This window comes from Cognatundibacterium squillarum, from assembly GCF_014652435.1.
Classification (GTDB): Bacteria; Pseudomonadota; Gammaproteobacteria; order Burkholderiales; family Burkholderiaceae_D; genus Undibacterium; species Undibacterium squillarum.
The window spans coordinates 22,931-48,292 of sequence record NZ_BMYU01000004.1; the positions used below are offsets into that span (position 1 = coordinate 22,931).

The window sequence follows — 25,362 nt, forward strand, 5'->3', positions numbered from 1 at the left end:
ATCAGAAAGCCGGAGCTAGTCCGGCTTTCATCATTCTCCGTTACCCGAAAAACTTACACCGGCAAAGTCATATCTCTGGCGGCCTGAGTCTGCTTGACCCGGAAAGCTTCCAGTTTTTCCGCCAACACATCATCAGTTGTTGCCAGCATCGCGATCGCAGACAGGGCTGCATTCGCAGCGCCGGCCTCACCAATCGCAAATGTCGCGACCGGAATGCCTTTTGGCATCTGAACAATCGACAATAAGGAATCTTCACCACGCAGATAACGGGACGGCACAGGTACGCCGAACACAGGTACGATCGTTTTGGCTGCGATCATACCCGGCAAATGTGCAGCGCCACCGGCACCGGCAATAATTGCGCGAATACCACGTCCACGGGCAGTCTCAGCAAATGTGAACATTTCATCCGGCATACGGTGCGCTGACACCACTTGAGCTTCAAACGGAATACCAAATTCCTTCAGAACGCTGACAGCATTCTGCATCACGTCCCAGTCTGAAGAAGAGCCCATTACCACGCCTACGACAGGTGCATTTTGTGTCATTGCGCATCCTTCAGAGTTTCACCTGTCAGACGTTCCAGCGCCTCACGATATTTCGCAGCTGTTTTCTGGACTACGTCATCCGGTAATGCAGGAGCAGGCGCTGTTTTATTCCAGTCGGTAATCGTTTCCAGATAATCGCGTACAAACTGTTTATCAAACGATGGTGGAGAAATGCCAACAGCGTAAGAATCTGCCGGCCAGAAGCGGGAAGAATCCGCTGTCAGCGCTTCATCCATCAAATGCAATACACCCTGATCATCCAGACCAAATTCGAATTTGGTGTCAGCGATGATGATGCCGCGTGTTGCTGCATATTCAGATGCTTCTTTATACAAACGAATCGAAATTTCACGGATTTTTTCAGACAGCTCTTTTCCGATGCGGCTTTCCATATCCGCGAAGCTGATGTTTTCATCATGCTCACCGACGTCTGCTTTCGCTGCTGGTGTAAAGATAGGTTCAGGCAGCTTTTCAGCCTGCTGCAGACCTTGCGGTAAAGTGATGCCGCAAACTGCACCGGTTTCCTGATAATCCTTCCATCCGGAGCCAATAATGTAGCCGCGGACAACCGCTTCAACCATGATCGGTTTCAGACGTTTCACCACCACGCCACGCCCTTTTACCTGCGCGACTTCATCAGCAGCGACAACAGATTCCGGTGCAATACCAGTTGTGTGATTCGGAACAATGTGTGCCAGCTTAGTGAACCAGAAATTCGCCATCTGGTTCAGCACTTTACCTTTATCCGGAATGGGTTCGGACATAATCACATCGAATGCGGAAAGACGGTCGCTGGTCACAATCAGCAACTTATCTTCACCAACTGCATAATTATCACGAACTTTTCCACGGCCCAGCAAAGGCAGGGAGTGCAGGGAGGATTGAATCAGGGTAGTCATAAAAATATCAATTAATTACTGCAAATATCGGCATCATAAGCACACAGGGCGCATGACGCGCCCTGTGCTGTTTTTGCTGATTAGTTCACGATCTGTGACAACAAGCCTTTTTTGTACTGCTCTGCAACTTTTTCCAGAGACAGTGGTTTGATCTTGTATGCCTGACCTTCGCAACCGAAGGACAGATAACGTGCCTTACAAACTTCTTTCGCCGCAGCACGTGCTGGTTTCATATATTCGCGCGGGTCAAATTTGCCCGGATTTTCGAACATGAAACGACGGATTGCACCGGTCATTGCCAGACGAATATCCGTATCGATATTGATTTTACGTACGCCGTGCTTAATACCAGTCACGATTTCTTCAACCGGCACACCGTAAGTTTCCTTCATGTCGCCACCAAACTGACGGATTTCTTCCAGCAGTTCTTGCGGAACAGAAGAAGAACCATGCATCACCAGATGGGTATTCGGAATGCGTGCGTGGATTTCTTTGATACGGTCAATCGCCAGGATGTCGCCGGTTGGCTTGCGGGAGAACTTATAAGCACCGTGGGATGTACCAATTGCAATCGCCAGTGCATCGCACTGTGTTGCTTTCACAAAGTCGGCCGCCTGATTTACGTCTGTCAGCAGTTGTTCACGGGTCATTTTGCCATCTGCGCCGTGACCGTCTTCTTTGTCACCCATCATCGTTTCCAGCGAGCCCAGAACACCGAGTTCTGCTTCCACTGTCACACCAATAGCGTGGGAAAATTCAACCACTTTGCGCGAAACTTCGACGTTGTATTCGTAGCTGGCAACGGTCTTACCATCTTCCATCAGAGAACCATCCATCATGACAGATGTAAAGCCGGATTTAATCGCAGCCATACAAACCGCAGGGGACTGGCCGTGATCCTGATGCATTACCACAGGAATATGCGGGTATGCTTCAACTGCAGCTTCGATCAGGTGACGCAGAAACGCTTCACCTGCATATTTACGTGCACCGGCAGATGCCTGCATGATCACCGGAGCGCCGACTTCGTCAGCAGCTTCCATAATTGCAGTAACCTGCTCCAGATTGTTCACGTTAAATGCTGGCAAACCATAACCATTTTCAGCAGCATGGTCCAGCAACTGGCGCATGGAAACGAGTGGCATAAATAACTCCAAATATAAAAAATAAAAATAAAAACTTTTTAGCGTACGGCAAATACAGTCACCGGAAATATCACGGGCACGCGCTTATTACTCACCGACTCTGACAATCTTCAGTGCATTGGTTCCGCCGATTTGTCCCATCGGTTCACCCCAGGTCATGACAATCAGGTCACCGCGCGCAACAACACCCTTCGATAACAGGACATTTTCGGCCTCACGCAGAACGAAGTCGCGGTCGGTGGACTGCGGCAAATCGAACGTTGTGACATTCCGGTAAAGCGCTGCTTTGCGACGCGTTGCATTGCTCGGCGTCAGCGCAAACAATGGAACGTTAATATCATGGCGACTCATCCACAATGCAGTTGAGCCAGATTCGGTAAGCGCAACGATGGCTTTCACGCGCAAATGATGCGCAGTAAACAATGCACCATAAGCAATAGACTGGTCGATACGCGTGAATGTCTGATTCATGAAATCTGCATCCAGCCGTGACTCCTGGAACTTCTCTGCCTCAAGACAGATAGCTGCCATGGCTTCTACCGTTTCCACCGGATATTTGCCCGATGCAGTTTCAGCGGAAGTCATCACCGCATCCGTACCGTCCAGCACCGCATTCGCGACATCCGATACTTCGGCGCGGGTCGGCACTGCATTGACGATCATCGATTCCATCATCTGGGTCGCGGTAATGGCTACCTTATTGGAAGCACGCGCCATGCTGATCATGCGCTTTTGCAGCGCCGGAACTGCTGCAACGCCGACTTCAACTGCCAGATCACCACGTGCCACCATAATGCCGTCAGACGCGTTCAGAATATCCTGCAGGACTGGGATTGCTTCGGCGCGCTCAATCTTTGCGATCATCATAGGACGATGGTTATACGGTTCACCCGCAATATTCGCGAGCTGACGCGCCATTTCCATATCGGTCGCATTTTTCGGAAATGAGACAGCAACGTAATCTGCCTGAAAAGACATTGCCGTTTTGATATCTTCCATGTCTTTCGCAGTCAGCGCTGGCGCTGACAAGCCACCGCCCTGGCGATTGATGCCTTTATTGTTCGACAATTCGCCACCGATTTTTACGACGGTGTGAATCTCATTACCCTTCACTTCTTCAACCACCAGAACAATCAGGCCATCATTCAGCAACAGAACGTCACCGGCTTTCACATCGCGCGGTAAGGCTTTGTAATCCAGACCTACGCGCTCCTGATTACCGAGCTGACAATCTGCATCAAGCACGAATTTGTCACCGTTAACGAGCTGAATACGGGAATGTTCAAACTTCCCGATACGGATTTTCGGCCCCTGTAAATCGGCCATGATGGCGATTTCACGACCACACTCTGCTGCTGCAAGACGAACCATCATCGCGCGATCAATATGATCCTGCGCTTTTCCGTGTGAAAAATTCAAGCGTACAACACTGACGCCTGCCATGATCATTCGTTTGACGATATCCGGATCACTGGAAGCCGGACCGATCGTTGCAACAATTTTTGTGGCGCGTGACATCGGGTCTCCTGTTGTTATGGGTCAAATGCGATGAATATTACTGCGCAGCGCGTTGCAGCAGAACTTCTACTGCGGGCAAGGTTTTGCCTTCAAGGAATTCCAGGAACGCACCACCGCCAGTGGAGATGTATCCGACTTGCTCAGCAATTTTATATTTTGCGATTGCAGCGAGCGTATCGCCACCACCCGCGATAGAGAATGCAGGCGATTCTGCAATGGCAGCTGCCAGTGTTTTCGTACCGTTAGCGAACTGATCAAACTCAAATACGCCAACCGGGCCGTTCCAGACGATTGTGCCCGCTTTTTTCAGTTGTTCCGCGAGTTTCGCCGCAGTCACAGGGCCGATATCAAGAATCATGTCGTCATCTGCAACATCGGCCACTGCTTTTACAGTTGCCGTCGCTGTAGGGGAAAACTCCTTGGCACATACAACATCTTCCGGAATCGGCACGATTGCGCCGCGGCTTGCCATGATATCGATAATCGCTTTTGCTTCGCTGACCAGATCCGCTTCAGCCAGAGATTTACCGATTTTCAGGCCGGATGCCAGCATGAATGTATTTGCAATGCCACCACCGACGATCAAATGATCCACTTTGTCTGCCAGAGATTTCAGGATAGTCAGTTTTGTCGACACTTTGGAGCCGGCAACAATCGCAACCAGCGGACGCGCTGGCTGACCAAGCGCTTTTCCGAGCGCATCCAGTTCCGCTGCCAGCAATGGACCCGCACATGCAATTTTTGCGAATTTTGCGATACCGTGGGTTGTTGCTTCGGCGCGGTGTGCCGTACCGAATGCATCGTTCACGTACACATCACACAGCGCTGCCATTTTTTGTGCCAGCGCGTCATCATTCTTTTTCTCGCCTTTGTTGACGCGGCAGTTTTCCAGCAACACGACCTGACCAGGTGCTACGTCAACGCCTTCCAGCCAGTTTTGACGTAACTCGACCGGTGCGCCCAGCAATTCCGCCAGACGGGCAGCGACCGGCGCCAGCGAATCTTCCGCTTTGAACTCACCCTCAGTCGGACGACCAAGATGTGATGTCACCATCACGGCTGCACCGGCGCTCAGTGCAGCCTGAATCGCAGGAACAGAAGCACGAATACGGGTATCTTCGGTGATATTACCGGCATCGTCCTGAGGCACGTTCAGGTCCGCACGAATGAAAACACGCTTACCCTGAAGCTGATTAGCTGCGACGAGGTCGCTGAGTCGATTGAATTGCATCGTTGTCTATTGATAAGTTGGTAAAATCTGCGGCCTGCAAGGGTGAACAATCTTTCAAGATACCCAGGCGGTTAATAACCGGATATTTTACCAAACCAATTGCTGCCGTCCCAAGGGTTTCTTATGCAGATACCACTTTCGGGCACAAGGACCACATCGCTGCAGCTTTTAACAAGGAAAAGCTCTCAGAATCCCGGTAAATTCGAGGACATCAACAGACGCAGCAGCGTAAATACCAGCATGCCGAACAGAATTGTCTGCAGCATATTCTTGCGCACCATAAAAAACGCAGCCGCAATGCAACCCGCCAGCAAACGCGGATTGTGCCAGCTGAGATCGGCTTGCCCCTGTACAAGAATCAGATCAGGAAAAATAATCGCTGCCAGCGCACAGGCCGGCGCATACCGTAATGCTCCCTGAAGCGCATCCGGCAGGCGAATACGGGCACCGGCCAGCCAGAAACCACTGCGCGCAATAAAAGTTGCCAGCGTCAGCAATACGATGGCGCTCCAGATTTCCAGATCACTCATGTTTTGCTCCGTGTTTTTCCAGCATCATTGCAACAGATACGCCCGAAATTACTGCGCACAACAATCCTAATTTGTAGGGCAATCCGTACAGCAAAAGGCTGACTGTACCGGCAACTAACACACCGGCTGCCGCCACCCTGCCCACCACCAGAGGCAGCATTACGCACAGAATAGCCAGCGTACCGGCAAATCCCAGCCCCCAGCTTTCCGGCACCTGACTCCCGGCCAGAATGCCCGTCACTGAACCGATTTGCCACGCACTCCAGTTGGGAAATACCAGCGCCTTCAGATACGAGAGTTTATAGCGACCATTCTGCAAATCCGGATATTGCTGCACAAACAAGCTGACTGAGACATCTCCGGTCAGAAAACCGAGCCACGCACGCGTACGCAACGGCAAATGCGCAAAATGCGGCGCCAGAATGGCAGAAAAAATAACGAAACGAAGATTCACGACGAGCGCCGTTGCAAAAATCACCCAGAGGGGTGCATGGCTCGCGATCAAAGGCAGCGAAGCGAGTTGTGCGGAACCGGCAAAAACCAGCAGGGTCATCCCCAGTGCCTGAGGCACTGTTAATCCGGCCTTGATCATCGCAACACCCACGACCAGTCCCCAGGCACCGATCCCGAACAAGGTTGGTGCTCCGGCTTTCAGTGCGTGGTGCACTGCATCTTTTTCAGTTTGAAACGACATAAAGGAAACTGACTGGCCCGTTACCAGTCCTGACACCTGATTTTTACGGAAAATGCGGCAATCTGCATACGGTTTTCTGGAAGTCCAGTCGTTCTGCGGGCGTCCGGGGTGGTCGCCATTTTTGCCGTGCGGAAAACAGCATACATTGTACCCAGATTCGTTTTTCCGTGCCGGACACTGCCGGGAAGCAGGCAAATCCGCTAAAATCGCGCTTTAAGTTTCAATCTAACAATGCGGAGTTTTTTATGACCACCACTAACGCGCAGGCGCCAGTCGAGCTCAAAGCAGAAGATCTGCCAGCATATTGCCCTAATCCGAACATGCCGCTCTGGTCATCCCACCCGAAAGTGTTCCTTGATATGTCTCATGGTGGTAAAGCAAACTGCCCATATTGCGGTACCCAGTATCAGCTGGCACCGGGCACAGTTATTAAAGGTCACTGATCTCCGCGTGCCGATCATGCCGGATAAAAAGCAACTCAACAGTACCCCTGACGAGGCGGAAGCCGCTTTTTATGAAGCCATCAGCAATGCTGACCTGGATGCACTGATGGCGCTGTGGGCCGACGACGAAGAAATAGTCTGCATACATCCCGGAGCATCCCGCCTGATCGGCCATGCAGCAATCCGCGCTTCTTACGAAGCCATATTTGAGCGTGGTACCGTCAGCATTCGGGCGGCACAACTGCACTCCGTGCAACAACTGATGACATCCATTCACAGCGTGATTGAGCATGTTTCCCGTCAGAACGACGATTTGCCGGATATTCACATCATTGCAACCAATGTCTTTGTGAAGACCCCGCATGGCTGGCGCATCGCAATGCATCATGCATCTGTCGCTGCCGGCAAAGCGCCGCTTGACCTGTTCAAAGCAAGCATTCTGCACTGATGCCCGAATACCGCTCCCCGCTATGGATGCCCGGCGGGCATCTGCAAACTATCCTTCCGGCCTTGTTCAGCCCGCGTCCTCCGGTTGCGTTTCGCCGGGAGCGCTGGCAAACACCGGACCAGGATTTTATCGATCTCGATTTTGTTGATGGCGCGCCCGGCAAGCCCGTGCTCGTTCTATTTCACGGACTCGAAGGCTCCAGCGACAGTCACTATGCCCGTGCACTGATGGCGCAAATTCGTACGCTCGGATGGCATGGTGTCATACCGCATTTCCGCGGCTGCTCCGGAGAGCTGAATCTGGCACCACGTTTTTACCACTCCGGAGATTCTCAGGAAGTTGCATGGATACTGGCGCGTTTGCGGACAGTTTTCCCATCAGACATGCACCGGAAATTCTACGTCTGCGGCGTTTCACTGGGTGGTAATGCATTGCTCCGCTATCTGGGCGAATCCGGCCATCAGGCTAGCTATATAGATGCCGCTTGCGCCATTTCCGCACCACTGAACCTCAGCGCAGGTGGCGCAGCTTTGTCCAAAGGACTGAACCGGATATACACGCAGATGTTTCTCCGGACACTGAAGCCCAAATGCCTGCGCAAACTGGAACAGTTTCCCGGCCTTTTTCCGCGGGAAGCAATGCTGACTGCACGGAATTTATACGAATTCGACAACGTCGTTACTGCGCCATTACACGGCTACAAAAACACGGAAGATTACTGGCATCGTGCCAGTGCCTGCCACGTGCTGCAGGACATACATGTCAGGACACTGGTTTTAAATGCCCGTAACGATCCGTTTCTGCCGGAAAGACATTTACCAGTCAGTGGTTCCGATGCCGTAACACTGGAATATCCTGAACATGGCGGGCACGTAGGCTTCGGCGCAGGACTTCCCCCGGGGAATCTGAACTGGTTACCACAAAAAATCGTTTCTTTTCTGGAGTCCTGACATGGATGAAATCGTCAAAGCAGCCATGCTGAAATGGCCGGCCGTACCCGATTGCTATGGCTGGCTGACACTGGATGCACGCGGTCAGTGGCACATGAGAGATGAGGCATGTCAGAGAGCCAATAGTGCCGGGGATATTATCCGCAATCCCGCACTACAGGCTTTTATCGGACGCAACTACCAGGCGGATGCAAATGGAAACTGGTATTTCCAGAACGGACCTCAACGCGTTTTTGTCGATCTGGAAGTTTGCCCATGGGTATGTAAGCTGACTCCGGAGGCTATTTACCTGCATACAGGTGTAACACTTGGCTCTGTCACTGCAGTACTGATTGACGAGCTGCAGCAATTTTACCTTACCGGTGATAACAAGCTGTGCCTGCTGGACGACCGTGATATTGAGATTCTGATTAATTGCATAGTGGCAGCAACACCGGAAGAGGCCATCCGGACGATGGAGACCTGGCTGGAAAATCCGGCTGACCATGCCCTGTATTTACGCCTTCCGGGTCAGAAAAGCCCCCTTCCCCTACAACAAACCACCATCTCAGCATTGAAAGAACAGTTTCCGTTTAACCGGAAACCAGCGCCTCGCTGACGTCGTTCAGCGCGGCGTCACAGATTGCAGACTACGCCGGAAATGAGCGATTTTTTCCTCATCGGAAGACAGTCGCGATAAATCATGCCAGTCGTATCGGGTGCCGTCAATCTGGCGGCAAACTGCGTGATCTTCTTCGAATACCATCCGGTTGACCTGTGCTGTCGAATCAAAGAAATGCTGCATCGCAGAGGCGTCTAGCCCCGGCCGCAACACACCTTTCAGCAAACGGCTATAAAACTGCGTTTTGCCCGGCTCTTTAGCAGGAAAAAAATGCTGCAGTGAATAGGAGTACCCGAAAGTTGATGTCAGCATCGTGAATGGGAATATGAACATACTCATATAGCCCTCGAACTGCTCTGACAAATGGAATAGCTTGCCGACTGTTTTCAGTCGTCGCAGCATTTGTGCATCTTTAATCTCAAAACTTGCCAGCGAATTCGCCGCTTCATACGAATTCACAGGATCCGACAAGTGCAATCGCCCCAGCGAATTCGTATGTACAAACGGGGTGTGCAACGAATCGAGACCATTCTCTATCGCAATTTTCCAGTCACAGTTGTAAATGTATGCGTTCCAGTCATGGCGTCCATATATATCCATTGAAATCGCAGCAAGCCTGTCAAACATACCTACGAGCTGGTTTTCCAGACTGGCGGCGGGTTTAACCGATGCAAATAAAAAATCGCCGCACCAGGCGAGAGCTAGCGCACCGATCTGCAATCCATTCAGCTCCTGCTCACGAAATTTATGACGACAAGGAATATGTAACTCCCCACCCCGAAAAGTCCAACCGTGATAGGGACAAGTAACCGGCCCGTTGCCCGAGTCCTCTGAAAAAAAACGTGCACCGCGATGCGGGCAAACATTATCAAATGCGATTAAGTCGCCCTGATCATTCGCCACAACAACATCTTCCCCAAGCCACTGCAAGCGAAGGTAATCCCCGTTCGCCGGCAACTCTGTTCGATGACATAACAAATGCCAATAACTGTCACGAAGGTAGCGATTCATTATTCTTCTGCCTGTCTTAAGGTACGTGCAGGTTGAGCGAACACTGTGGCATGCGCTCTAACGCTTCGCACAACGATAGAACCTGCACCGATTTTTGCGTGATCTCCGACCTTCACTTTTGGCAGAACGGATGCATGAGATCCGATCAGCACCGCCTCACCAATACGAACAAAACCCGTTAAATCAACATGGGCACAAACGACGCTGCCATCGCCGATCACGACATCATGGCCGGCCCCTGAATGCACGTTAATCAGTACAAAATCACCCAGTCTGGTATTCGCAGAAATCAATGAATACGGATAAATTACAACACCAGAACCCAGTTTGGCATCCGGAGCAATAATACTGGTCGGATGAATGAAAGTGAAAAATTTACACCCTCGCGCGCTCAGCTCCCGCCCTAGCTTCAATCTCGCTGCAGGATCTCCGATGGCAAGTAACAGTAAATCGTTTTCCTCGGGAATAAATTTTTCGATGCTGCTCAATACCTGACAGGAATAGCCCGGACAAAAATCCGCTCCCAGCGGCAAGGTATCATCAATGACTCCGCGAATTCTCACATCACCGCTCTGTATCATCGGGCTCATTAATGCGATGACTTCACGTGCCATTCCCCCGCCACCTACGATCACGACCTGTTTCATAACACCTTACCTGACGGTATATCCGCCATCAACGACAACTGAAGTGCCAGTAATCCAGCGCCCGCCCTCACCCATTAAAAACGCGACTGTGTTCGCAATGTCGTCGGGGGTACCAAAACCGAGCAAATGTTTATTTTCGTAATCATTCACAGATTCCTGACTAAGCGAATTGACCAATTTTTCATGCATCGGGGTCTGTACTGCCCCTGCGCACAATGAATTCACACGAATACGTCTTGGTGCAAACTCGACAGCCAGCGATCGCGTCATTCCATCGATTGCTGATTTTGCTGCTGAATACAAAGCCATTCCAGCTTGTCCGCGTAGTGACGCGACTGAAGACATCAGAATCACTGAACCTCCGTCCTCAATCACACCACGTAAAGACATCGCACGTGCTATCGCGATACCGGACTGAACACTGCTTGAAAATACTTCATCAAACTGTTTCTCTTTGCATAGCTTCGCAGGTCTTACCATGCTGATGCCGGCACCGTGAAATACACCCCAAAATGTACCTGATGTTTCAGCATCATGACGGATAGCATCCGTCACAGCGTCGGAGCCGTTCAAATCCAGACACAAAACAGAATGCCCCTCGCCATGCAAAGCATTCAACACTAGCTGCAGACGCTCGTTATCGCGACCGGACAAACAAATTCTTGCGCCGCAGGCAGACAGTAGAATCGCCACCTGCCTTCCGATACCAGACGAGGCACCGGTAACCAAAATCCGTTTTCCGGCTAAGTAATTATTGCTGAATATCACGAACTTACCTCGAGCAAATCACATACTTGTAAGCCATCCATCGTAAGCTGAACCGCCGCCCACGAATATCCAACGCCAAAGCCGGTCATTACAACGTCTCTGGCTGCTTTCGCATCATCTCCCATACTTGCCAGTAACAATGGAATTGAAGCACTCGAAGTATTTCCAAACCGGTCGATATTGATTGGAAATTGATCCGGGCGCAATGATAATTTTTTTGCAATATGCTTAAGCATAAATGCATTAGCCTGATGAAAGAACACGTGGGTTAATTCAGAAATATCTTTCTTTGAAATTTTTAATACCTGATTAACAAGCGGTGGAACGCTGCGAATAGTGAAATTAAAGACTTCGGCGCCGTCCATATACAGATAATCCGGCAACACAGCAGACAGTTTTTCATCTGAAGGCAGTGCGGTTCGATATTGACTTCGCGGAACTATCAGATTCTTTTCACCGCTACCATCCGTACCCAACACATACCAGCACGGTGCGGCAGATTCGTCGAATTCAAGAGCAGTCGCAGTTCCTGCATCACCGAATAACATTGCGGTCGCGCGATCTTCAGGATTCACGAGCTTTGTTGACGTATCGCCAGCCAGCAACAGCACACGACGTATTCCCGTACCGTCGATTAACTTAGAGGCAATCCACAGACCATACACATAGCCCGAGCATCCGAGATTGACATCAAATGCTGCGCAGTGCGCAGATAACTGTAACCTTGCTTGCAAAGCACAAGCCGTTGCAGGTAAGCGATAATCCGGCGTCTGGGACACAAATACAATCGCGTCGACAGAATCTGGCGCCCATTGCAGTTTTTCCAGCAACTGACGGGCAGCAGCTTCGGAAAGATCTGCTGTAGTCTGGTTTTCCGATGATACGTGCCGGCTTTGAACACCCGTCATCCGCGAAATTTCCGCAACTGCTTTCGCGCCGAATTTATCTACAAACACGGAGTTTCCGACGACAGTTTCGGGAACTGCACTGACAATCCCGCGCAAAGCCACATTCTGCACAGACAGTGCTTTACCAACCTCGGTCACAGGGACGTCCATTTTACTTTCCGTTTGCAGCCGTAATCAGCGCATGAATATCGCCAACAGTCTGACATTTTGCCAACGCTTGCCCGTCCAGCATCACGGAATAGACATCATCAACCAGCGCCATGGTTGAGACTACCGCCAGAGAATCCCAGGCGAAATCTCCAAGCAAAGTATCTGGCTGAATGTTTTCAACTTCCGTTTCCAGAATTTCAGCGAGACCTTCAATAAATTCACTTAACATTTTATTTTCCTTATATAAAAACGCGGATATTGCCAGAGGTCATCATGCAACCTGCCCATGAATACCCGACTCCAAATCCCGCCAGCAAAACATTCATATCCGGTTTCAAACTTCCTTTCTGCACACACTCGATCAGAGCAAGCGGAATTGTGCAGGACACAGTATTTCCTGTTAACTCCATTTCAATCGAAAATTTTTCCTGTGAAACTTTCAGTTTTTTTCTGAGAGTCTCTAACAGAAACCGATTGGCCTGATGCAAAACAACCAAGTCTATTGCATCCCAATCCAGTCGTGTTTTTTCAAGGATTGCACGACACAGAGCAGGCACTCTTCCCAAAGTGAACTGCAAAATTTCAGGGCCATCCATATACAGAAATTCAGGGGATCGCATTTCACCTGAATTGTCACGAAACAGTCCCTGCTGAGCATATTCTTTCTTACAGGCACTGTGATGCACAATCAGATTCCCTGCACCGGTGCCATCAGTACCAAAAACAAAGCCTTGAATGGATGCCTTAGCGAGATCGATTGCCTCAACCATCACTGCAGATCCGGCATCTCCAAACAAAGGCATCACACTGCGATCACCTGTCTGAATTAACTTACTGTAGGTATCAGCACATAAAACAAGCACACGCTGCACTGTACCGGATTCAATCATTGATACAGCCAGAGATAAACTGTACACAAATCCGGAACATCCCATATTGATATCCAGCGCACCACAGTCCGGTCGAAGGCCAAGTCGCTGATGAATCAGACATGAAGACGACGGAAGCAGATAATCCGGCGTCTGCGTACAAAACAGCAAAAAATCGATTGATTCCGCGGAAAAACCGGTACCGTCAATCAGTTTCAGAGCAGCCTGTGTCGCAAGATCCGACGCCATAATATTTTCGTCAGCTATACGACGTTCGCGAATTCCGGTTTTCTCATAAATCTTCTCCGGGCTCCATTCGGGAAAAATCGCTGACAACTCAGCATTTATCAGTCTTTTTTCTGGCAAGAAGCGGCTGATCGCTGTAATGCCCGCAAATCGTTTCATTTTTTTTCGCCGGAAGGGTTTTGAACCAATGTAATGATTCGCTGCAAGTCTTCATCGCTCAGCTCCGGATATATCGGTAAACAGAGTACTTTACTGGCGATCTGACCTGCTACCGGAAGATTTGCCGGGTTTGCTGAAGGAAGGTGCCGGTACATGTCGAAGTCTGAAATGAGGGGAAAGAAATATCTGCGTGCAAAAATATTGTGTTCACGAAGCAAAGCATACAGAGCATCCCTGGTTACCGGATAATTATCGTGGATCAATACTGGGAAATAAGCGCAATTCGATATGCTTTCGTTACATACGGCCATGCAGGTTACACCCTCAACCTTACTGAAGGCCTGACGATACTGAGTATCAATTAACCTGCGGCGGCAAAGTGCTTCCTCAAGATAATTCAACTGATGCAGGCCGATCGCAGCCTGAATCTCGTTCATCTTTCCGTTAATTCCTGCTTCTACTACTGTAACCTCATCGACAAAGCCAAAATTTTTCAAATGATCGATATGCCGTTTCATTTCTGGTGTACGGCAAATAATTGCTCCCCCTTCGAGCGTATTGAATACTTTTGTCGCATGAAAGCTCAGTACAGAAATATCCCCTGCAGCAAACAAGTTCCCGGATGCCCGCTTTACACCAAATGCGTGTGCAGCGTCATAAATAACGTGTAGCTTGTATTTGTCGGCAATTTTCTGAATTGCATCAGTATCACAGGGAACACCATAACAATGCACTGGCATAATCGCCGTTGTGCGTTCAGTGATTGCACGTTCAATAGCATCAGGATCCAGATTCAGCGATACAGGATCAATGTCAGCGAACACAGGCTGAATATTGTTCCATAGCAGCGAATGCGAAGTCGCAACAAAGGAATAGGGAGTTGTGATTACTTCTCCTTTTACATTTAAAGCTTGCAAAGCCGTGACTAATGCAATCGTCGCATTACAAAAGAGACTGACATATTCAACTTCCAGATATTCTGCAAGCGCCTTCTCCAGCGCCATATGATATGGACCGCTGTTTGTCAGTACTCTGGTCTCCCAGATATTGCTGAAATCCGGTATCAGCTCTTCAAGGGGGGGAAGAAAAGGTCGCGTCACATAGACAGGATCATGACTCATTCGTCACTTCCTTTTCTTCATTGTCCTGCACAGCACAAAAGTTAGCTCCGTTCCATTGGACAGAAAAATGCTCCGGACTCAGTTCATTACTCCAACGCTCCATCATGTATACAAACGCATGTTTTAATGAAGCCGCAACGACATCCGGACGACAAAACAATGATTGTTCAAATTTCGTACGCAAACCAGCCCTGAGTTCAGCCAACCAAGGCACTTTATTCGAAAGAAGAACTGCCATACGAATGAATTCCTCGTGACTGGTTGCGTAAAACTCTTCTTCCAAACCAACATGGCGCATATTGGCGAATGATTGTCTGCCAGGCGCACTAGTGCCGACCAAAGTAAGTGTTGGAACACCCATCCAAAGTGCATGATTTGTTGTAGTACCACCGGTATAAGGAAAAGTATCCAGACAGACATCCACACGATGATGTAGTTCGAGATATTTCCCCATATCCATTCGGTGATGAAATTCGATACGGTCGGCAGTTATTCCGCAAGTTTGAAATAACTCTGAAAATTTAGACACATCCATTTTCTCCGGTAGACCTGCCAGAATGAGCCTGCTTGCAGGAACAGCCTTTAATACCTCTGCCCATAAATGCAGCACGTGGGACGATAGCTTTTCAATGCGGTTAAAACTTCCAAAAGTAATAAATCCATTTTGCGTTGCCGGAAGCTCTGAGACTGGATCTGCATAAGTTACGGGAGCAAAAGTTGTGGTTATCGGAAGTCTGGCTAATTTTTCTGTGAAATGTTTTTTCAAATGATCATCTACAAAATATGGATCACAAAGAAAATAGTCCATTGCATACATACCTGTTGTACCCGGATACCCCAGCCAGCTTGCCTGAACCGGAGCAGGACGACGTGCAAATACCGGAAGTCTGTGCCCACTGGTATGCCCGGACAAGTCAATAAGTATATCGATCTTATCCGATTCGATTTTGTGAAAAAACTCATCGTCGCTAACTGAGGCAGCATCAAACCAGTTGGAATATTTCTGACGAAGTCGCTGATTTACCTCATCGGCAACAACATTGTTGTAATAGATATAGATTTCAACATCTGGATCTGAATGCAAATGTTCCAGCAATGGCTCAAGAAACTGCATAACAGCATGCCGGAAAAAATCCGCACTGACGAAGCCAATCTTCAATACCCGACCTGGGTTCGGTTCACGAAGCGGCCGACTCCACAAACTGGAAAATGGGGACTCCATCTGCAATCCCAGTTGACGATGAGAATCAAACAATTCATCGGAGCTTACTTTTTCGCTATGTGCCATGCAGAACAATAGCAGAGTCGCCATCATGGCACTGTGTGGATTGCGGTCTAAGTATCCACGACATACTTCCATCGCCTTATTCAGCAGTCCCAATTCCCGATAAACAACGGCCAGATTTCCGTATGCTTCAAGAAAGTCCGGATCACGCTCAAGTATGAACTCGTATTCAGTGACTGCGGTCTCTCTGTTTCCCAGCTCTCTTAACGCCAGCGCAATATTGCAGCGTACATTGTGATAGTCCGGAACAAGCTCAAGCGCCTTTCGATAACTGATAATTGCTGCATCTTTGCGTCCCGTATCACTTTGGACATTGCCGAGACCAACGTAAGCATCTGCAAAGTCAGGCTTGTGACGAATCGCTTCCAGATAGCTGAGTTCAGCATCTGCTTTCTGATTAAGCATATCCAGCACATTTCCCAGATTAAAATGTGCTGCGGCATATTCAGGATCAAGCCGCACGGCGCGCTTGTACTGGTCTAATGCAGAATTCAGGTTGCCCTGATAAAGATAGATATTTCCTAAATTCAACGGCACTTTTGGAAACTCAGGAGCCAGTCTGTCAGCTTGCTGGTAACATTCAAATGCACCGGCAAAGTCATTTACAGCCTCCTTGGTATGACCATCTGTAATCAACAATTCAGCTTGTTCAAATTTCAGCGCCATAAGATTGCCGCCACCTTTGTGAGGCAGTTCGGCAGATTCGGCATGTTGGCGGGCGATCAAGACATCAAGCCGGCGATTCATGATTTGATGCAATTTGGTGCCGAGTCTTGCGATAAATGACATATTCAGGAAATATTCAATGATGTTTATAGGCCGCGAACCAGCCAGGCTGTCAATTCGTCAACATGAGATCTTTCCACCCCCGCCTCGAGCAGACGCCACTTAAATGCATTACAAAGTTGCGCTTTTTTATAGATGTTTAACTTCTCTCTATCTTTAAACGACTCCACTCTGTTCACCACCTGAATCAGAACTTCTTTTTGCTTTTTGTCATTTTGTTTCAATGATCGTTTAACCTGATCAAATTTCATACCACTCAGATAGTAATCTGCGAGTGAAGCACCAAAATTCTTAGATTCCTTAGCATTAAACCAACCAAATATCATATACACACTCTCTAACCTGACTTATGCAGGACGTCAAATTCAAATGCAACAGACGAAAACGAATTTCTCTACTTCGTAAAAAGCAAAGATAGTGCCAGATTGAACAAGTTCTAAAAAATTTTACTGTGCATGTTTTGATTGTTTCTTTTCAGCCGCAAGCTCTTCTTTATGCACTTCTCTCCACTCCCGCTCTTTGGCATCAATAACCGACATATCGTAGTAGCTGGCATCTTTTTGCTGTCTTGCAATTTCAAGCTGATGTATGGCTGCACTCCAGCCCCCCTGTACAGCAGCTTCATCCGCCAGCGCTATATGCTGCAATGCCTGCTTTCCTTGCTGCGCATATGTTCTTGCAAGCAATTTGTACAATTTAGGCTCTGTACGGTAAAGGGAAATCTGGTCGCGAAGAAAATTCTCTGCCCGATTCGGTGATTTATTATTCAACAGAGCCTCGGTAAATAAATATACGATTCCCCGCGACAATGGCAACTCCTTCATTGCAGGTTCAGCCTGGCGAATAACGTCGTCGTATTGCTTTGCCGCTAACTTTATTTCAAGCTCCAGGCATATATACATACAACTCGCCCGCGCCTGAATTGCAAGTGATTCACTCTTCTGAACAATGCTCGATGATAATTTGTGATACCGAAGCGCCTCCGAATGCAACCCTTGCTTCATCGCAACAAATGAAAGCCCGTAGTAAGCCATCACAAGGTCTTCGGCACGTCCAGACCGAAGTGCCTGGTCAAACCATGCGCGCGCATCAATAAGGCCCTGCGCCCCAGAATCCTGCAGCACTCTGATCCTTGCTTTAGTCAACAGGAAATCAAGGCTATCCGGCACCTGCTTGTAGCGCTGATCAGCAACGCGCCCTTGAATATCAGCAATGCGTTCACTTGTCAGCGGGTGACTTCTGAGAAATGCAGGTGCATTATCCGCATAATTTCGCATCGAATTTTGCAATCTGCCAAAAAAACTCACCATGCCGTTTGTATCAAACCCAGCATCACGCAGGATCAAAAACCCAATCCTGTCTGCCTCCCGTTCTGCATCTCTGGAGAAATTAAGCTGCTTTTGAATTGCTAACCCCTGCCCTCCGGTCGCAACAGCAATTGCTGCATCGGGACTGCTTCTTGCTGCAAGCACTGCCAATGCTAAAGCCGCAATAGGTATAAATGCATCATATTTTTGTGCCGCAAGCATTCGAGCAATGTGCCGCTGGGCGACATGCCCAATCTCATGTCCCATCACCGACGCGAGCTCCGACTCAGACTGCGCTGACAGGATAAGTCCGGAGTGAAAGCCAATAAAACCACCCGGAAATGCAAATGCGTTCAATACAGGATCACGTACTGCAAAAAAATCAAAATTAAAGTTAGCCTCACCTCTGGCATCTGGACGTGCATCCAGCATTTTATTTCCGAGCCGGTTTAGGTATTCAGATATTGCCCAGTCTTCAATGTAATCAGGATCACGCCGGACAATGTACATAATTTGCTCACCAAGACGCCTCTCCATTAACGGAGACAACTCTTCGCGTGCTGTATCTCCCAGAACCGGTAAATTCTGAGCCATCGCATCCCCTGACATTGCCGGAAAGAAAAATCCGGAAATTGTCGCCAAGCCAAAACTTATCAATCTACGCTTCCAGGTCAAGAATTTATCATCTGTACTGGTAACAAAAAAATTCCGCCGATATACTCCGGACATGTATTTAACTCTCCTGATACGATGAATAAAATTCAAACTAACCACAAAGAATTGACGCACTTCGACCAAGCTGGTCAGGCACATATGGTAGATGTCGGCAACAAAGATATCACCCACAGGATTGCAAAGGCATCCGGCGTCATCCGCATGCTCCCAGAGACACTTGCATTGGTTCTCAGTGGTAACCATCGTAAAGGTGATGTCATAGGCATTGCCAGAATTGCCGCAATTATGGCTACAAAACGAACCGCTGACCTAATTCCATTATGCCACCCTCTTGCACTGACAAAAGTTGCTGTCGAATTTAAAACCAACGAGAATACATCAACCATCATTTGCGAAACCCGTGTCGAAACATTTGGAAAAACCGGCGTAGAAATTGAAGCGCTGATGGCAGTACAAGTCGGTTTATTGACAATTTATGATATGTGTAAAGCCGTTGATAAAGGCATGACTATCACAGACGTAAAACTTATCGAAAAATCGGGAGGCCAATCAGGTACTTGGATAGCATCTGCTCAAAGCTGACAAACTTAGTTGTCTTGCGGCAGCTTATGGAGAATTTCGAGCAGGCATTTTTGAAACAACTCTCCCGTATCTGAAATCAAACGCACTCTTGGAATACCAGTAGTCGTAATATTCCGGATATCGATCTGGGTGCAGCTTTTGCAAAGTCATCATATCTTTGACAGCTGCATCTTCCATTCCGTTCAAAGCATGTACCTCAGCAAGTTTGTTGATAATGTGAACAAATCCGAAGCGAAGACTCCAGCGCTCAAGAAATTGAATATCGGACAAAGACATTTTTTCGACTGGCTCAATTCGCATCAATTCAAAATAACGGTAGTAATAGGGCAATGCTGTATAAGTAGGCTGTGTAACAATTGCCAGTGAACCTGACTTATCAGATTGCGCACTCCTCAACTGATTAAATCCGCTGACTACTTTATTGTGATCACGAATCAGAAATACGGAAAAAACTATTACCACTCCGAATACAACAATGCCCACCAAAGGATAAGCTCTATAAAAAGTGCCTCTGGAGACATGGCCGTCTGCAGCCCCCATCAGCACAGCTGCAGGTATGAGCACGTACGCATACCATAGTGGAAATTCAACCATGCTGTGAACACCAATCGCCACCAGACAACCAAAGATAAACATTAGTCCATCTAATTCTTTTGCCTGCAGATAAACTCGAAAACTCCAATATCCAAGAATACCCAGAATTAAGGATGTTGCGATAACACCTATTTCGGCAGCAAATTGCATCACAAGATTATGTGCATGCTCTGAATACGTCGTTGAGGAAAACTCACTGGCGATCATCACCTGATGCTCCCCAAATTGCCCCCACCCAACGCCTAATAACGGATGCGCCTGGAGCATATGCAGCGCATGTTGATACAACCCAAGGCGCTCTGATCTTCCTCCAATTCGTGCAACAACGCCGGCCGAATTTTCCTGATTAAAATGCGCAAGGAGCAACGGCAGCCCGAATACGAAAAAAAAATATAGTAGCGCGATGGATATTCCACTGCCCCACAAAGACCTCTTACGCTCACGGGGATAGAAAATAAACAAACAAAACATCGCGGGAAGTATGATCCAGCCAATTCTTGACTGGGTCAGCGCAAGTCCAAATGCGAGTAATGCAGAAATTGCATAAGCCAGCACACCTGAAAACTTTCCCTGCCGGAACAGATACCAGACAGCACTTAGTCCGAAGGTAATCCAAAGTGCGAGTTGATTTGGTTGCCCCAGGTTTGCATAAGGTCGAATACTCCAGCCTGAAACTGGCATTGCCATGATCCATGGTGACAATCGAATCCCACCAACTTGCATAAGTTGTACAACTACCGAACAAACTGCAGAAATAACAAAAGCACAACTCAATGCGAAGCAGAAATAATCGAAGTTCTCGCGGCTTTCGGAAATTGTAGCGCCAAGTCCAAATGCAAAAGGTAAGGCGAGAAGATACATTGCTGGTAGGAGCAAGTCCCAGCCAAAAATCCCATCAATACACAAAAGCTGAATAGCAAATATCCCCAACAACGCGATCGGCAATAGAGACAATTTTGTCCATCGCCATGTTTTTAAATTTAAAAACGATAACAATAGAAATGCTAAGAAAAGTGCATAGAATGATACAAAGTCATTCCAAAAACTACGCAATGGATGGATATGAAATGGGACTAATACGGAAAATGCTGTTCCAATTGAAAAAGCTACAACAGCAGCACGAGGCGTAAGATAGTTTTTCATTACAACTATTCAAGATTTTGCCGCAAGCTCGAAAAAGCCATCTTTAGGAATAAAATCTAAAGGAACTAAAGTCCGAGACGATAGCACAGCTACCCAATCTCCGGTCCTGGTCACCACGGGCACAAAGACCAACTCACTTGGAGCAGCCCCTAATTTTCCGGGTAATTCACTTACGATCGAATCCGCCGGATATTTTTTTAATAAAACATCGTATGGCCGAGCAACTTTCCTCAATTGCATATCTGCAAAATGATAAGGTTGCCAGAATTTTGGACGGACGCCGACATCGGAACCTGCCAAACCCTTCTCTGCCGCATCAGACTTCTCTTTATCGTCTTTAAAATCCCGGACTGATAACAATATAGGGCCAGACAAGGATATATCCTCCACATCAGATGACTTATTCAAGAGTTCTGATTGCTCCACCTGGATAAAGCTAACGACACGAAATCTGGTTTGCTCAAAAACAAGCGCCACTGGTCGCGCCAGGTATACGGTATGAATACCATAAGCCAACCCACTAATTTGCAGTACAAAAACTACGAGTAAATCACGAAGAATCTCACGGCGTGGCTTTTGCGTATTAAACACAACAAATGTCAGCAAAGGCCCAAGAACAACATCAACACTGATTATCAGAATCAACAAATGACTACCGCCTGCCATTTCCCTGTATTGACCGGGAAACCATAAGTGCAAAATCAGGACTGCACAGAGCACAGCAACGACAACAGATAATGTCAAATGAATCAGCGCCGCTTTCAATCTGATGTATGTAACACTATTCATGGATAGAATCTGAATTTCAAATTATCTACTTCACTGACAAGCAACAGGACGATACTTTTTATCCACGGTTCCACCGCGGCAATCCCAGGAATTACCGCCATCTACAGTCGACATGTGTATTGTTTTGCCTGCCGCCTGGCCAGAATTAATGGTGGCGGATATTGTGCCAGAAGGATAACTTCCTGTCATGGGCGAGTTGACAGTACTGTACTTACCATTGATTGTGGCAATAATCTCGGTTTGTGACGGAGTAGCACTGGATAGAACAAATGCTGTTGGCCATGAACTCCTCTGTGCAGCGAACTCAGTTGTTGTCTCCTTCATTCCACTAAGCAAATTAACTGCCTCAATCACCTGGGTTCTTGTCACATAATCGTTATATGCTGGCAAGGCAATAGCGGACAATATCCCAATAATAGCAACAACAATCATCAGCTCAATCAAGGTAAAGCCTGACTGGACGGCACGATACAACCCTCTGGTATTTTCCATGGCAACTTTCCGGAAAAAAGTAACGTTCCCTGAACGAGAACAAACGAATATTTGCCGTCTCTAGCATATATTGTTCCAATGGCTCACAAAAAACAAATAAAAAAGCCACAACCCAAGTTGTGGCTTCTGCTAAACAAGCTACGATTACTTACACGCAACTGGACGATATTTATTCGCTACCGTGCCACCTGTGCACGTCCACGTGTTTCCACCATCAGCTGTTGCAAGTGTAACAGTACTACCATTTGCCTGACCAGAAGTCATCGTCGCAGTCAAAGTACCAGATGGAAAAGTACCGGCAACTGAGTTCGAAACCGTAGAATATTTACCGACGAGAGTCGCAGTTAACTGGGATGCTGTTGGCGTCGCAGTAGAAGGCACCAAACCTGAAGGCCAAGCATTCTTCTGATATCCATACTCTGCCAAAGGGCCTTTCAAACCACCCATCAGCTCAATTCCCTCAGAAACCTGAGCACGAGTCGTATAGTCATTGTAAGCAGGCAATGCAACCGCCGCCAAAATACCGATAATCGCAACAACGATCATCAACTCAATCAAAGTAAAACCTTGCTGCAAACGCTTGCTACTTGTATTCAAATTACTCACTGCATCCCCCCGGAATAACGGACAAACAAAAGGCGTCACAAAGGACGCCTTTTTTCACTCAAAACAGATTATTTACATGCAACTGGGCGGTATTTGTTTGCAACCGTACCACCAGTACAAGTCCAAGTATTGCCACCGTCAGCTGTTGCCAGAGTTACAGTGCTGCCATTGGCCTGGCCAGAAGTCATAGTTGCAGTCAATGTGCCAGATGGGAATGTACCTGCAACAGAGTTACTAACTGTAGAATATTTACCAACCAAAGTTGCTGTCAGTTCTGTCGCTGCCGGAGTGCCTGTGGAAGGGATTAAAGCACTTGGCCATGCATTTTTTTGATACCCATACTCGGCGAGTGGACCTTTCAAGCCACCCATCAATTCGATACCTTCAGAAACCTGAGCGCGGGTTGTGTAATCGTTATAAGCAGGCAGTGCAACCGCTGCCAAAATACCGATAATCGCAACAACGATCATCAACTCGATCAAGGTAAAACCTTGCTGTACTTTTTTTGCAACTTTCATATTTGCTCTCCAAAAAATGTAGAAAGAGGATTCTCCCCGAACATTTAAGAGAGCAACTCTTATGCCAGCTATGCAAAATGCATATTTTTGATCAATCCTTTTTTTCTGACATTTGATGTCACAAGAAAATGCCGTTTTTTGTCAGTCAAGTGACCGAGATTTGGCTTAAGCAAGGAAAAATTGCATCTGAACACTCAGCATTTCGATGATGTCACCACCTTTTAGCAATAAAGGCTCTGCGCCAGCCGGAATCCCGTTCACTTTAGGAGCATCACGCCCCTCAACATGGCGTAAAAAATACTGGTCAGCTTGCTTTGAGATTGCCATAACCAATGTTGCCGGCGACCCTATTGTGGTCAATGGTTTTGATAATGTAAGCTCTTTACCTGCATTGGGCCCGTTAAGAACCTTAATCTTTCCAGTTAATACTTGCTGCACAGCAGATGGAATTGAATGTGTTTGGGCAGATACGTCCTGCTGGAATCGCAGCTTATATTTACCCACATCAATCACATCACCATGCTGCAGCAAGTGCTTTTTCACTGGCTGGTTATTAACCATAGTTCCATTTGTACTACCCAGATCAAGTACAAAAGAGCCACTACTCGTAGTATCTATTGCTGCATGTTGTCCGCTGACAGTCAGGTGATCAATAACCAGATCATTTCCCGGGCGCCGCCCAATCGTGACTCTGGATTTGGTTATTCCATACTCTTGCTGCACTAACCCGTTAAATGTGACGATAATTTTCGCCATAGCACTCTCAGAAAACGTTCTTTTTATCGTTTAAAAATTCTTCGGACCCATGAGCTTTCCCGGAGGGGTTCTGCCTTGAACAGAACAACGGAAATGTTATCTGCACCACCAGCGGCGTTCGCTTCAGCAATCAGTGCCGCAGAGCAGAGATGCAGATCATCATGATTTGTGATGATAATACGTTCGATTTCATCATGATTAAGCATATCGGTCAATCCGTCAGAACAGATTAAAAAAAGGTCTCGTTCGTCAGCCGGATACAAATGCAACTCAGCTTCAAGATCAGGTTGCGTTCCGACCGCCCGGGTTATTAGATTCTTAACGGCAGAAAACCTTGCTTGCTCCTCGCTAATGTATCCAGCGTCAATCTGATCCTGCAAAACAGAGTGATCATGCGTGAGTCTGACTAATTTCCCTTGCCTGAAGACGTAAGCACGAGAATCACCTACATGCGCAACCAGAATTTTATGATCAAATAAGCATGTCGCAACGATCGTCGTTCCCATTCCGGAACATTCAGGATTGGATAATGACGACTCGAGAATCTGCCGGTTAGCTTCAGAAATTGCTTCAGCCATCCACCGCTGCAATGGCTTGGCGCGAATACCAACATGCCTCAACCACAGGGTATCGAGTTTCTCACAAAGGTAATCTGCGACGATCTGTGTCGCCATTGCACTGGCAATTTCACCAGCGTTATAGCCTCCCATCCCATCAGCAAGCACAACGCAGCCATATTCAGCACAAACAATGATTGCGTCTTCGTTATGCTCTCTGACCTGCCCAGTATCGGACTGTGCTGAAAATTCTAGGATTTGTCGGTGACTCATCGAATGGCGTGCAAATGAAAACTCGTCTCAGATTAGCTAAAAAGGAAAAAGTTTCCAAAATTCAACATTATTTCGCTCTGAAATAGCTTAACACTAAGATCGTTGCTTTGCAC

General features: G+C 47.8%; 29 protein-coding genes. 5 read left to right on the forward strand and 24 right to left on the reverse strand.

The window, feature by feature from the left end; all coding sequences use genetic code 11:
* Positions 1-53: 53 nt before the first annotated feature.
* The 7 genes from purE to IE092_RS09180 form a co-directional block, all read right to left on the reverse strand.
* The gene (gene purE / locus IE092_RS09150; protein WP_189356873.1) at positions 54-548 is read right to left on the reverse strand and encodes a 5-(carboxyamino)imidazole ribonucleotide mutase; all 495 of its coding nucleotides are present in this window, start codon (positions 546-548) and stop codon (positions 54-56) included.
* A complete protein-coding gene (locus tag IE092_RS09155) occupies positions 545-1,447 on the reverse strand; it encodes a phosphoribosylaminoimidazolesuccinocarboxamide synthase (RefSeq protein WP_189356874.1) in 903 nt (300 codons plus the stop codon). Before IE092_RS09155 ends, purE begins: the two co-directional genes overlap by 4 nt.
* Before the next feature lie 80 nt (positions 1,448-1,527).
* The gene (gene fba, locus IE092_RS09160) at positions 1,528-2,592 is read right to left on the reverse strand and encodes a class II fructose-bisphosphate aldolase (protein WP_189356875.1); all 1,065 of its coding nucleotides are present in this window, start codon (positions 2,590-2,592) and stop codon (positions 1,528-1,530) included.
* An 87-nt stretch (positions 2,593-2,679) separates the two neighbouring features.
* Positions 2,680-4,110 carry a pyruvate kinase gene (gene pyk, locus IE092_RS09165; protein WP_189356876.1) on the reverse strand — a complete coding sequence of 477 codons (1,431 nt, stop codon included), beginning with the start codon at positions 4,108-4,110 and terminating at the stop codon, positions 2,680-2,682.
* 37 nt (positions 4,111-4,147) lie between these two features.
* Positions 4,148-5,341 carry a phosphoglycerate kinase gene (locus IE092_RS09170; RefSeq protein WP_189356877.1) on the reverse strand — a complete coding sequence of 398 codons (1,194 nt, stop codon included), beginning with the start codon at positions 5,339-5,341 and terminating at the stop codon, positions 4,148-4,150.
* A gap of 185 nt (positions 5,342-5,526) precedes the next feature.
* The gene (locus IE092_RS09175) at positions 5,527-5,871 is read right to left on the reverse strand and encodes an AzlD domain-containing protein (protein WP_189356878.1); all 345 of its coding nucleotides are present in this window, start codon (positions 5,869-5,871) and stop codon (positions 5,527-5,529) included.
* Positions 5,864-6,565: an AzlC family ABC transporter permease gene (locus tag IE092_RS09180; RefSeq protein WP_189356879.1), complete on the reverse strand. Its 702-nt coding sequence runs from the start codon at positions 6,563-6,565 to the stop codon at positions 5,864-5,866. The genes IE092_RS09175 and IE092_RS09180 overlap by 8 nt, the downstream gene beginning before the upstream one ends.
* A gap of 245 nt (positions 6,566-6,810) precedes the next feature.
* Here IE092_RS09180 and IE092_RS09185 point away from each other — a divergent pair, with 245 nt between their 5' ends.
* The 4 genes from IE092_RS09185 to IE092_RS09200 are packed head-to-tail and all read left to right on the forward strand — an operon-like array spanning position 6,811 to position 9,004.
* A complete protein-coding gene (locus IE092_RS09185; protein ID WP_189356880.1) occupies positions 6,811-7,008 on the forward strand; it encodes a zinc-finger domain-containing protein in 198 nt (65 codons plus the stop codon).
* Positions 7,009-7,024: 16 nt separating this feature from the next.
* Positions 7,025-7,456 carry a YybH family protein gene (locus tag IE092_RS09190; protein WP_189357211.1) on the forward strand — a complete coding sequence of 144 codons (432 nt, stop codon included), beginning with the start codon at positions 7,025-7,027 and terminating at the stop codon, positions 7,454-7,456.
* Positions 7,456-8,406, forward strand: coding sequence for a YheT family hydrolase (locus IE092_RS09195; protein ID WP_189356881.1), 951 nt, complete (start codon positions 7,456-7,458; stop codon positions 8,404-8,406). Before IE092_RS09190 ends, IE092_RS09195 begins: the two co-directional genes overlap by 1 nt.
* Position 8,407: 1 nt before the next feature.
* Entirely contained in the window at positions 8,408-9,004 is a 597-nt protein-coding gene (locus tag IE092_RS09200) for a DUF2946 family protein (protein WP_189356882.1), read from the forward strand.
* Positions 9,005-9,010: 6 nt separating this feature from the next.
* Here IE092_RS09200 and IE092_RS09205 read toward each other — a convergent pair whose 3' ends face one another.
* The 10 genes from IE092_RS09205 to IE092_RS09250 form a co-directional block, all read right to left on the reverse strand.
* The gene (locus tag IE092_RS09205) at positions 9,011-10,018 is read right to left on the reverse strand and encodes an aromatic ring-hydroxylating oxygenase subunit alpha (RefSeq protein WP_189356883.1); all 1,008 of its coding nucleotides are present in this window, start codon (positions 10,016-10,018) and stop codon (positions 9,011-9,013) included.
* The gene (locus IE092_RS09210) at positions 10,018-10,665 is read right to left on the reverse strand and encodes an acetyltransferase (protein WP_189356884.1); all 648 of its coding nucleotides are present in this window, start codon (positions 10,663-10,665) and stop codon (positions 10,018-10,020) included. The genes IE092_RS09205 and IE092_RS09210 overlap by 1 nt, the downstream gene beginning before the upstream one ends.
* A gap of 6 nt (positions 10,666-10,671) precedes the next feature.
* Positions 10,672-11,433, reverse strand: a complete 762-nt coding sequence (locus IE092_RS09215) for an SDR family NAD(P)-dependent oxidoreductase (protein WP_229793118.1) — start codon at positions 11,431-11,433, stop codon at positions 10,672-10,674.
* A complete protein-coding gene (locus IE092_RS09220; RefSeq protein ID WP_189356885.1) occupies positions 11,430-12,491 on the reverse strand; it encodes a ketoacyl-ACP synthase III in 1,062 nt (353 codons plus the stop codon). Before IE092_RS09220 ends, IE092_RS09215 begins: the two co-directional genes overlap by 4 nt.
* A 1-nt stretch (position 12,492) precedes the next feature.
* Positions 12,493-12,720 (reverse strand): acyl carrier protein, encoded by a 228-nt coding sequence (locus IE092_RS09225; RefSeq protein WP_189356886.1) that lies wholly within the window; start codon positions 12,718-12,720, stop codon positions 12,493-12,495.
* A gap of 10 nt (positions 12,721-12,730) precedes the next feature.
* On the reverse strand, positions 12,731-13,765 hold the full coding sequence (locus IE092_RS09230) for a 3-oxoacyl-ACP synthase III family protein (RefSeq protein WP_189356887.1): 1,035 nt from the start codon (positions 13,763-13,765) through the stop codon (positions 12,731-12,733).
* The gene (locus tag IE092_RS09235; RefSeq protein WP_189356888.1) at positions 13,762-14,886 is read right to left on the reverse strand and encodes a DegT/DnrJ/EryC1/StrS family aminotransferase; all 1,125 of its coding nucleotides are present in this window, start codon (positions 14,884-14,886) and stop codon (positions 13,762-13,764) included. The genes IE092_RS09230 and IE092_RS09235 overlap by 4 nt, the downstream gene beginning before the upstream one ends.
* A complete protein-coding gene (locus IE092_RS09240; RefSeq protein WP_189356889.1) occupies positions 14,876-16,960 on the reverse strand; it encodes an O-linked N-acetylglucosamine transferase, SPINDLY family protein in 2,085 nt (694 codons plus the stop codon). Before IE092_RS09240 ends, IE092_RS09235 begins: the two co-directional genes overlap by 11 nt.
* 23 nt (positions 16,961-16,983) lie before the next feature.
* Entirely contained in the window at positions 16,984-17,283 is a 300-nt protein-coding gene (locus IE092_RS09245) for a hypothetical protein (protein WP_189356890.1), read from the reverse strand.
* A gap of 120 nt (positions 17,284-17,403) precedes the next feature.
* On the reverse strand, positions 17,404-18,993 hold the full coding sequence (locus IE092_RS09250) for a M48 family metalloprotease (RefSeq protein ID WP_229793119.1): 1,590 nt from the start codon (positions 18,991-18,993) through the stop codon (positions 17,404-17,406).
* Between the two features lie 21 nt (positions 18,994-19,014).
* On the opposite strand from IE092_RS09250, the gene moaC reads away from it, so the two are divergent.
* On the forward strand, positions 19,015-19,521 hold the full coding sequence (gene moaC, locus IE092_RS09255) for a cyclic pyranopterin monophosphate synthase MoaC (protein ID WP_189356891.1): 507 nt from the start codon (positions 19,015-19,017) through the stop codon (positions 19,519-19,521).
* 24 nt (positions 19,522-19,545) lie between these two features.
* Here the strand turns inward: moaC and IE092_RS09260 are convergent, their stop codons facing one another.
* From IE092_RS09260 to IE092_RS09290, 7 genes are all read right to left on the reverse strand, one after another.
* The gene (locus tag IE092_RS09260) at positions 19,546-21,258 is read right to left on the reverse strand and encodes a PglL family O-oligosaccharyltransferase (RefSeq protein WP_189356892.1); all 1,713 of its coding nucleotides are present in this window, start codon (positions 21,256-21,258) and stop codon (positions 19,546-19,548) included.
* A gap of 9 nt (positions 21,259-21,267) precedes the next feature.
* Complete coding sequence (locus IE092_RS09265; RefSeq protein WP_189356893.1) at positions 21,268-22,047, reverse strand: pilus assembly protein; 780 nt, start codon at positions 22,045-22,047, stop codon at positions 21,268-21,270.
* Positions 22,048-22,077: 30 nt separating this feature from the next.
* The gene (locus tag IE092_RS18845; RefSeq protein ID WP_189356894.1) at positions 22,078-22,539 is read right to left on the reverse strand and encodes a pilin; all 462 of its coding nucleotides are present in this window, start codon (positions 22,537-22,539) and stop codon (positions 22,078-22,080) included.
* Between the two features lie 144 nt (positions 22,540-22,683).
* Complete coding sequence (locus tag IE092_RS19025; protein WP_308427127.1) at positions 22,684-23,184, reverse strand: pilin; 501 nt, start codon at positions 23,182-23,184, stop codon at positions 22,684-22,686.
* A 29-nt stretch (positions 23,185-23,213) separates the two neighbouring features.
* The gene (locus IE092_RS09280) at positions 23,214-23,663 is read right to left on the reverse strand and encodes a pilin (protein ID WP_189356895.1); all 450 of its coding nucleotides are present in this window, start codon (positions 23,661-23,663) and stop codon (positions 23,214-23,216) included.
* 165 nt (positions 23,664-23,828) lie between these two features.
* Complete coding sequence (locus IE092_RS09285; RefSeq protein WP_189356896.1) at positions 23,829-24,419, reverse strand: FHA domain-containing protein; 591 nt, start codon at positions 24,417-24,419, stop codon at positions 23,829-23,831.
* 23 nt (positions 24,420-24,442) lie between these two features.
* On the reverse strand, positions 24,443-25,249 hold the full coding sequence (locus IE092_RS09290; protein ID WP_189356897.1) for a Stp1/IreP family PP2C-type Ser/Thr phosphatase: 807 nt from the start codon (positions 25,247-25,249) through the stop codon (positions 24,443-24,445).
* Positions 25,250-25,362 lie beyond the last annotated feature (113 nt).

Coding starts and splice junctions, on each gene's coding strand:
- purE (WP_189356873.1), bottom strand. CDS start 548: ATGACACAAAATGCACCTGTCGTAGGCGTGGTAATGGGCTCTTCTTCA.
- IE092_RS09155 (WP_189356874.1), bottom strand. CDS start 1,447: ATGACTACCCTGATTCAATCCTCCCTGCACTCCCTGCCTTTGCTGGGC.
- fba (WP_189356875.1), bottom strand. CDS start 2,592: ATGCCACTCGTTTCCATGCGCCAGTTGCTGGACCATGCTGCTGAAAAT.
- pyk (WP_189356876.1), bottom strand. CDS start 4,110: ATGTCACGCGCCACAAAAATTGTTGCAACGATCGGTCCGGCTTCCAGT.
- IE092_RS09170 (WP_189356877.1), bottom strand. CDS start 5,341: ATGCAATTCAATCGACTCAGCGACCTCGTCGCAGCTAATCAGCTTCAG.
- IE092_RS09175 (WP_189356878.1), bottom strand. CDS start 5,871: ATGAGTGATCTGGAAATCTGGAGCGCCATCGTATTGCTGACGCTGGCA.
- IE092_RS09180 (WP_189356879.1), bottom strand. CDS start 6,565: ATGTCGTTTCAAACTGAAAAAGATGCAGTGCACCACGCACTGAAAGCC.
- IE092_RS09185 (WP_189356880.1), top strand. CDS start 6,811: ATGACCACCACTAACGCGCAGGCGCCAGTCGAGCTCAAAGCAGAAGAT.
- IE092_RS09190 (WP_189357211.1), top strand. CDS start 7,025: ATGCCGGATAAAAAGCAACTCAACAGTACCCCTGACGAGGCGGAAGCC.
- IE092_RS09195 (WP_189356881.1), top strand. CDS start 7,456: ATGCCCGAATACCGCTCCCCGCTATGGATGCCCGGCGGGCATCTGCAA.
- IE092_RS09200 (WP_189356882.1), top strand. CDS start 8,408: ATGGATGAAATCGTCAAAGCAGCCATGCTGAAATGGCCGGCCGTACCC.
- IE092_RS09205 (WP_189356883.1), bottom strand. CDS start 10,018: ATGAATCGCTACCTTCGTGACAGTTATTGGCATTTGTTATGTCATCGA.
- IE092_RS09210 (WP_189356884.1), bottom strand. CDS start 10,665: ATGAAACAGGTCGTGATCGTAGGTGGCGGGGGAATGGCACGTGAAGTC.
- IE092_RS09220 (WP_189356885.1), bottom strand. CDS start 12,491: ATGGACGTCCCTGTGACCGAGGTTGGTAAAGCACTGTCTGTGCAGAAT.
- IE092_RS09225 (WP_189356886.1), bottom strand. CDS start 12,720: ATGTTAAGTGAATTTATTGAAGGTCTCGCTGAAATTCTGGAAACGGAA.
- IE092_RS09230 (WP_189356887.1), bottom strand. CDS start 13,765: ATGAAACGATTTGCGGGCATTACAGCGATCAGCCGCTTCTTGCCAGAA.
- IE092_RS09235 (WP_189356888.1), bottom strand. CDS start 14,886: ATGAGTCATGATCCTGTCTATGTGACGCGACCTTTTCTTCCCCCCCTT.
- IE092_RS09240 (WP_189356889.1), bottom strand. CDS start 16,960: ATGTCATTTATCGCAAGACTCGGCACCAAATTGCATCAAATCATGAAT.
- IE092_RS09245 (WP_189356890.1), bottom strand. CDS start 17,283: ATGATATTTGGTTGGTTTAATGCTAAGGAATCTAAGAATTTTGGTGCT.
- IE092_RS09250 (WP_229793119.1), bottom strand. CDS start 18,993: ATGTCCGGAGTATATCGGCGGAATTTTTTTGTTACCAGTACAGATGAT.
- moaC (WP_189356891.1), top strand. CDS start 19,015: ATGAATAAAATTCAAACTAACCACAAAGAATTGACGCACTTCGACCAA.
- IE092_RS09260 (WP_189356892.1), bottom strand. CDS start 21,258: ATGAAAAACTATCTTACGCCTCGTGCTGCTGTTGTAGCTTTTTCAATT.
- IE092_RS09265 (WP_189356893.1), bottom strand. CDS start 22,047: ATGAATAGTGTTACATACATCAGATTGAAAGCGGCGCTGATTCATTTG.
- IE092_RS18845 (WP_189356894.1), bottom strand. CDS start 22,539: ATGGAAAATACCAGAGGGTTGTATCGTGCCGTCCAGTCAGGCTTTACC.
- IE092_RS09280 (WP_189356895.1), bottom strand. CDS start 23,663: ATGAAAGTTGCAAAAAAAGTACAGCAAGGTTTTACCTTGATCGAGTTG.
- IE092_RS09285 (WP_189356896.1), bottom strand. CDS start 24,419: ATGGCGAAAATTATCGTCACATTTAACGGGTTAGTGCAGCAAGAGTAT.
- IE092_RS09290 (WP_189356897.1), bottom strand. CDS start 25,249: ATGAGTCACCGACAAATCCTAGAATTTTCAGCACAGTCCGATACTGGG.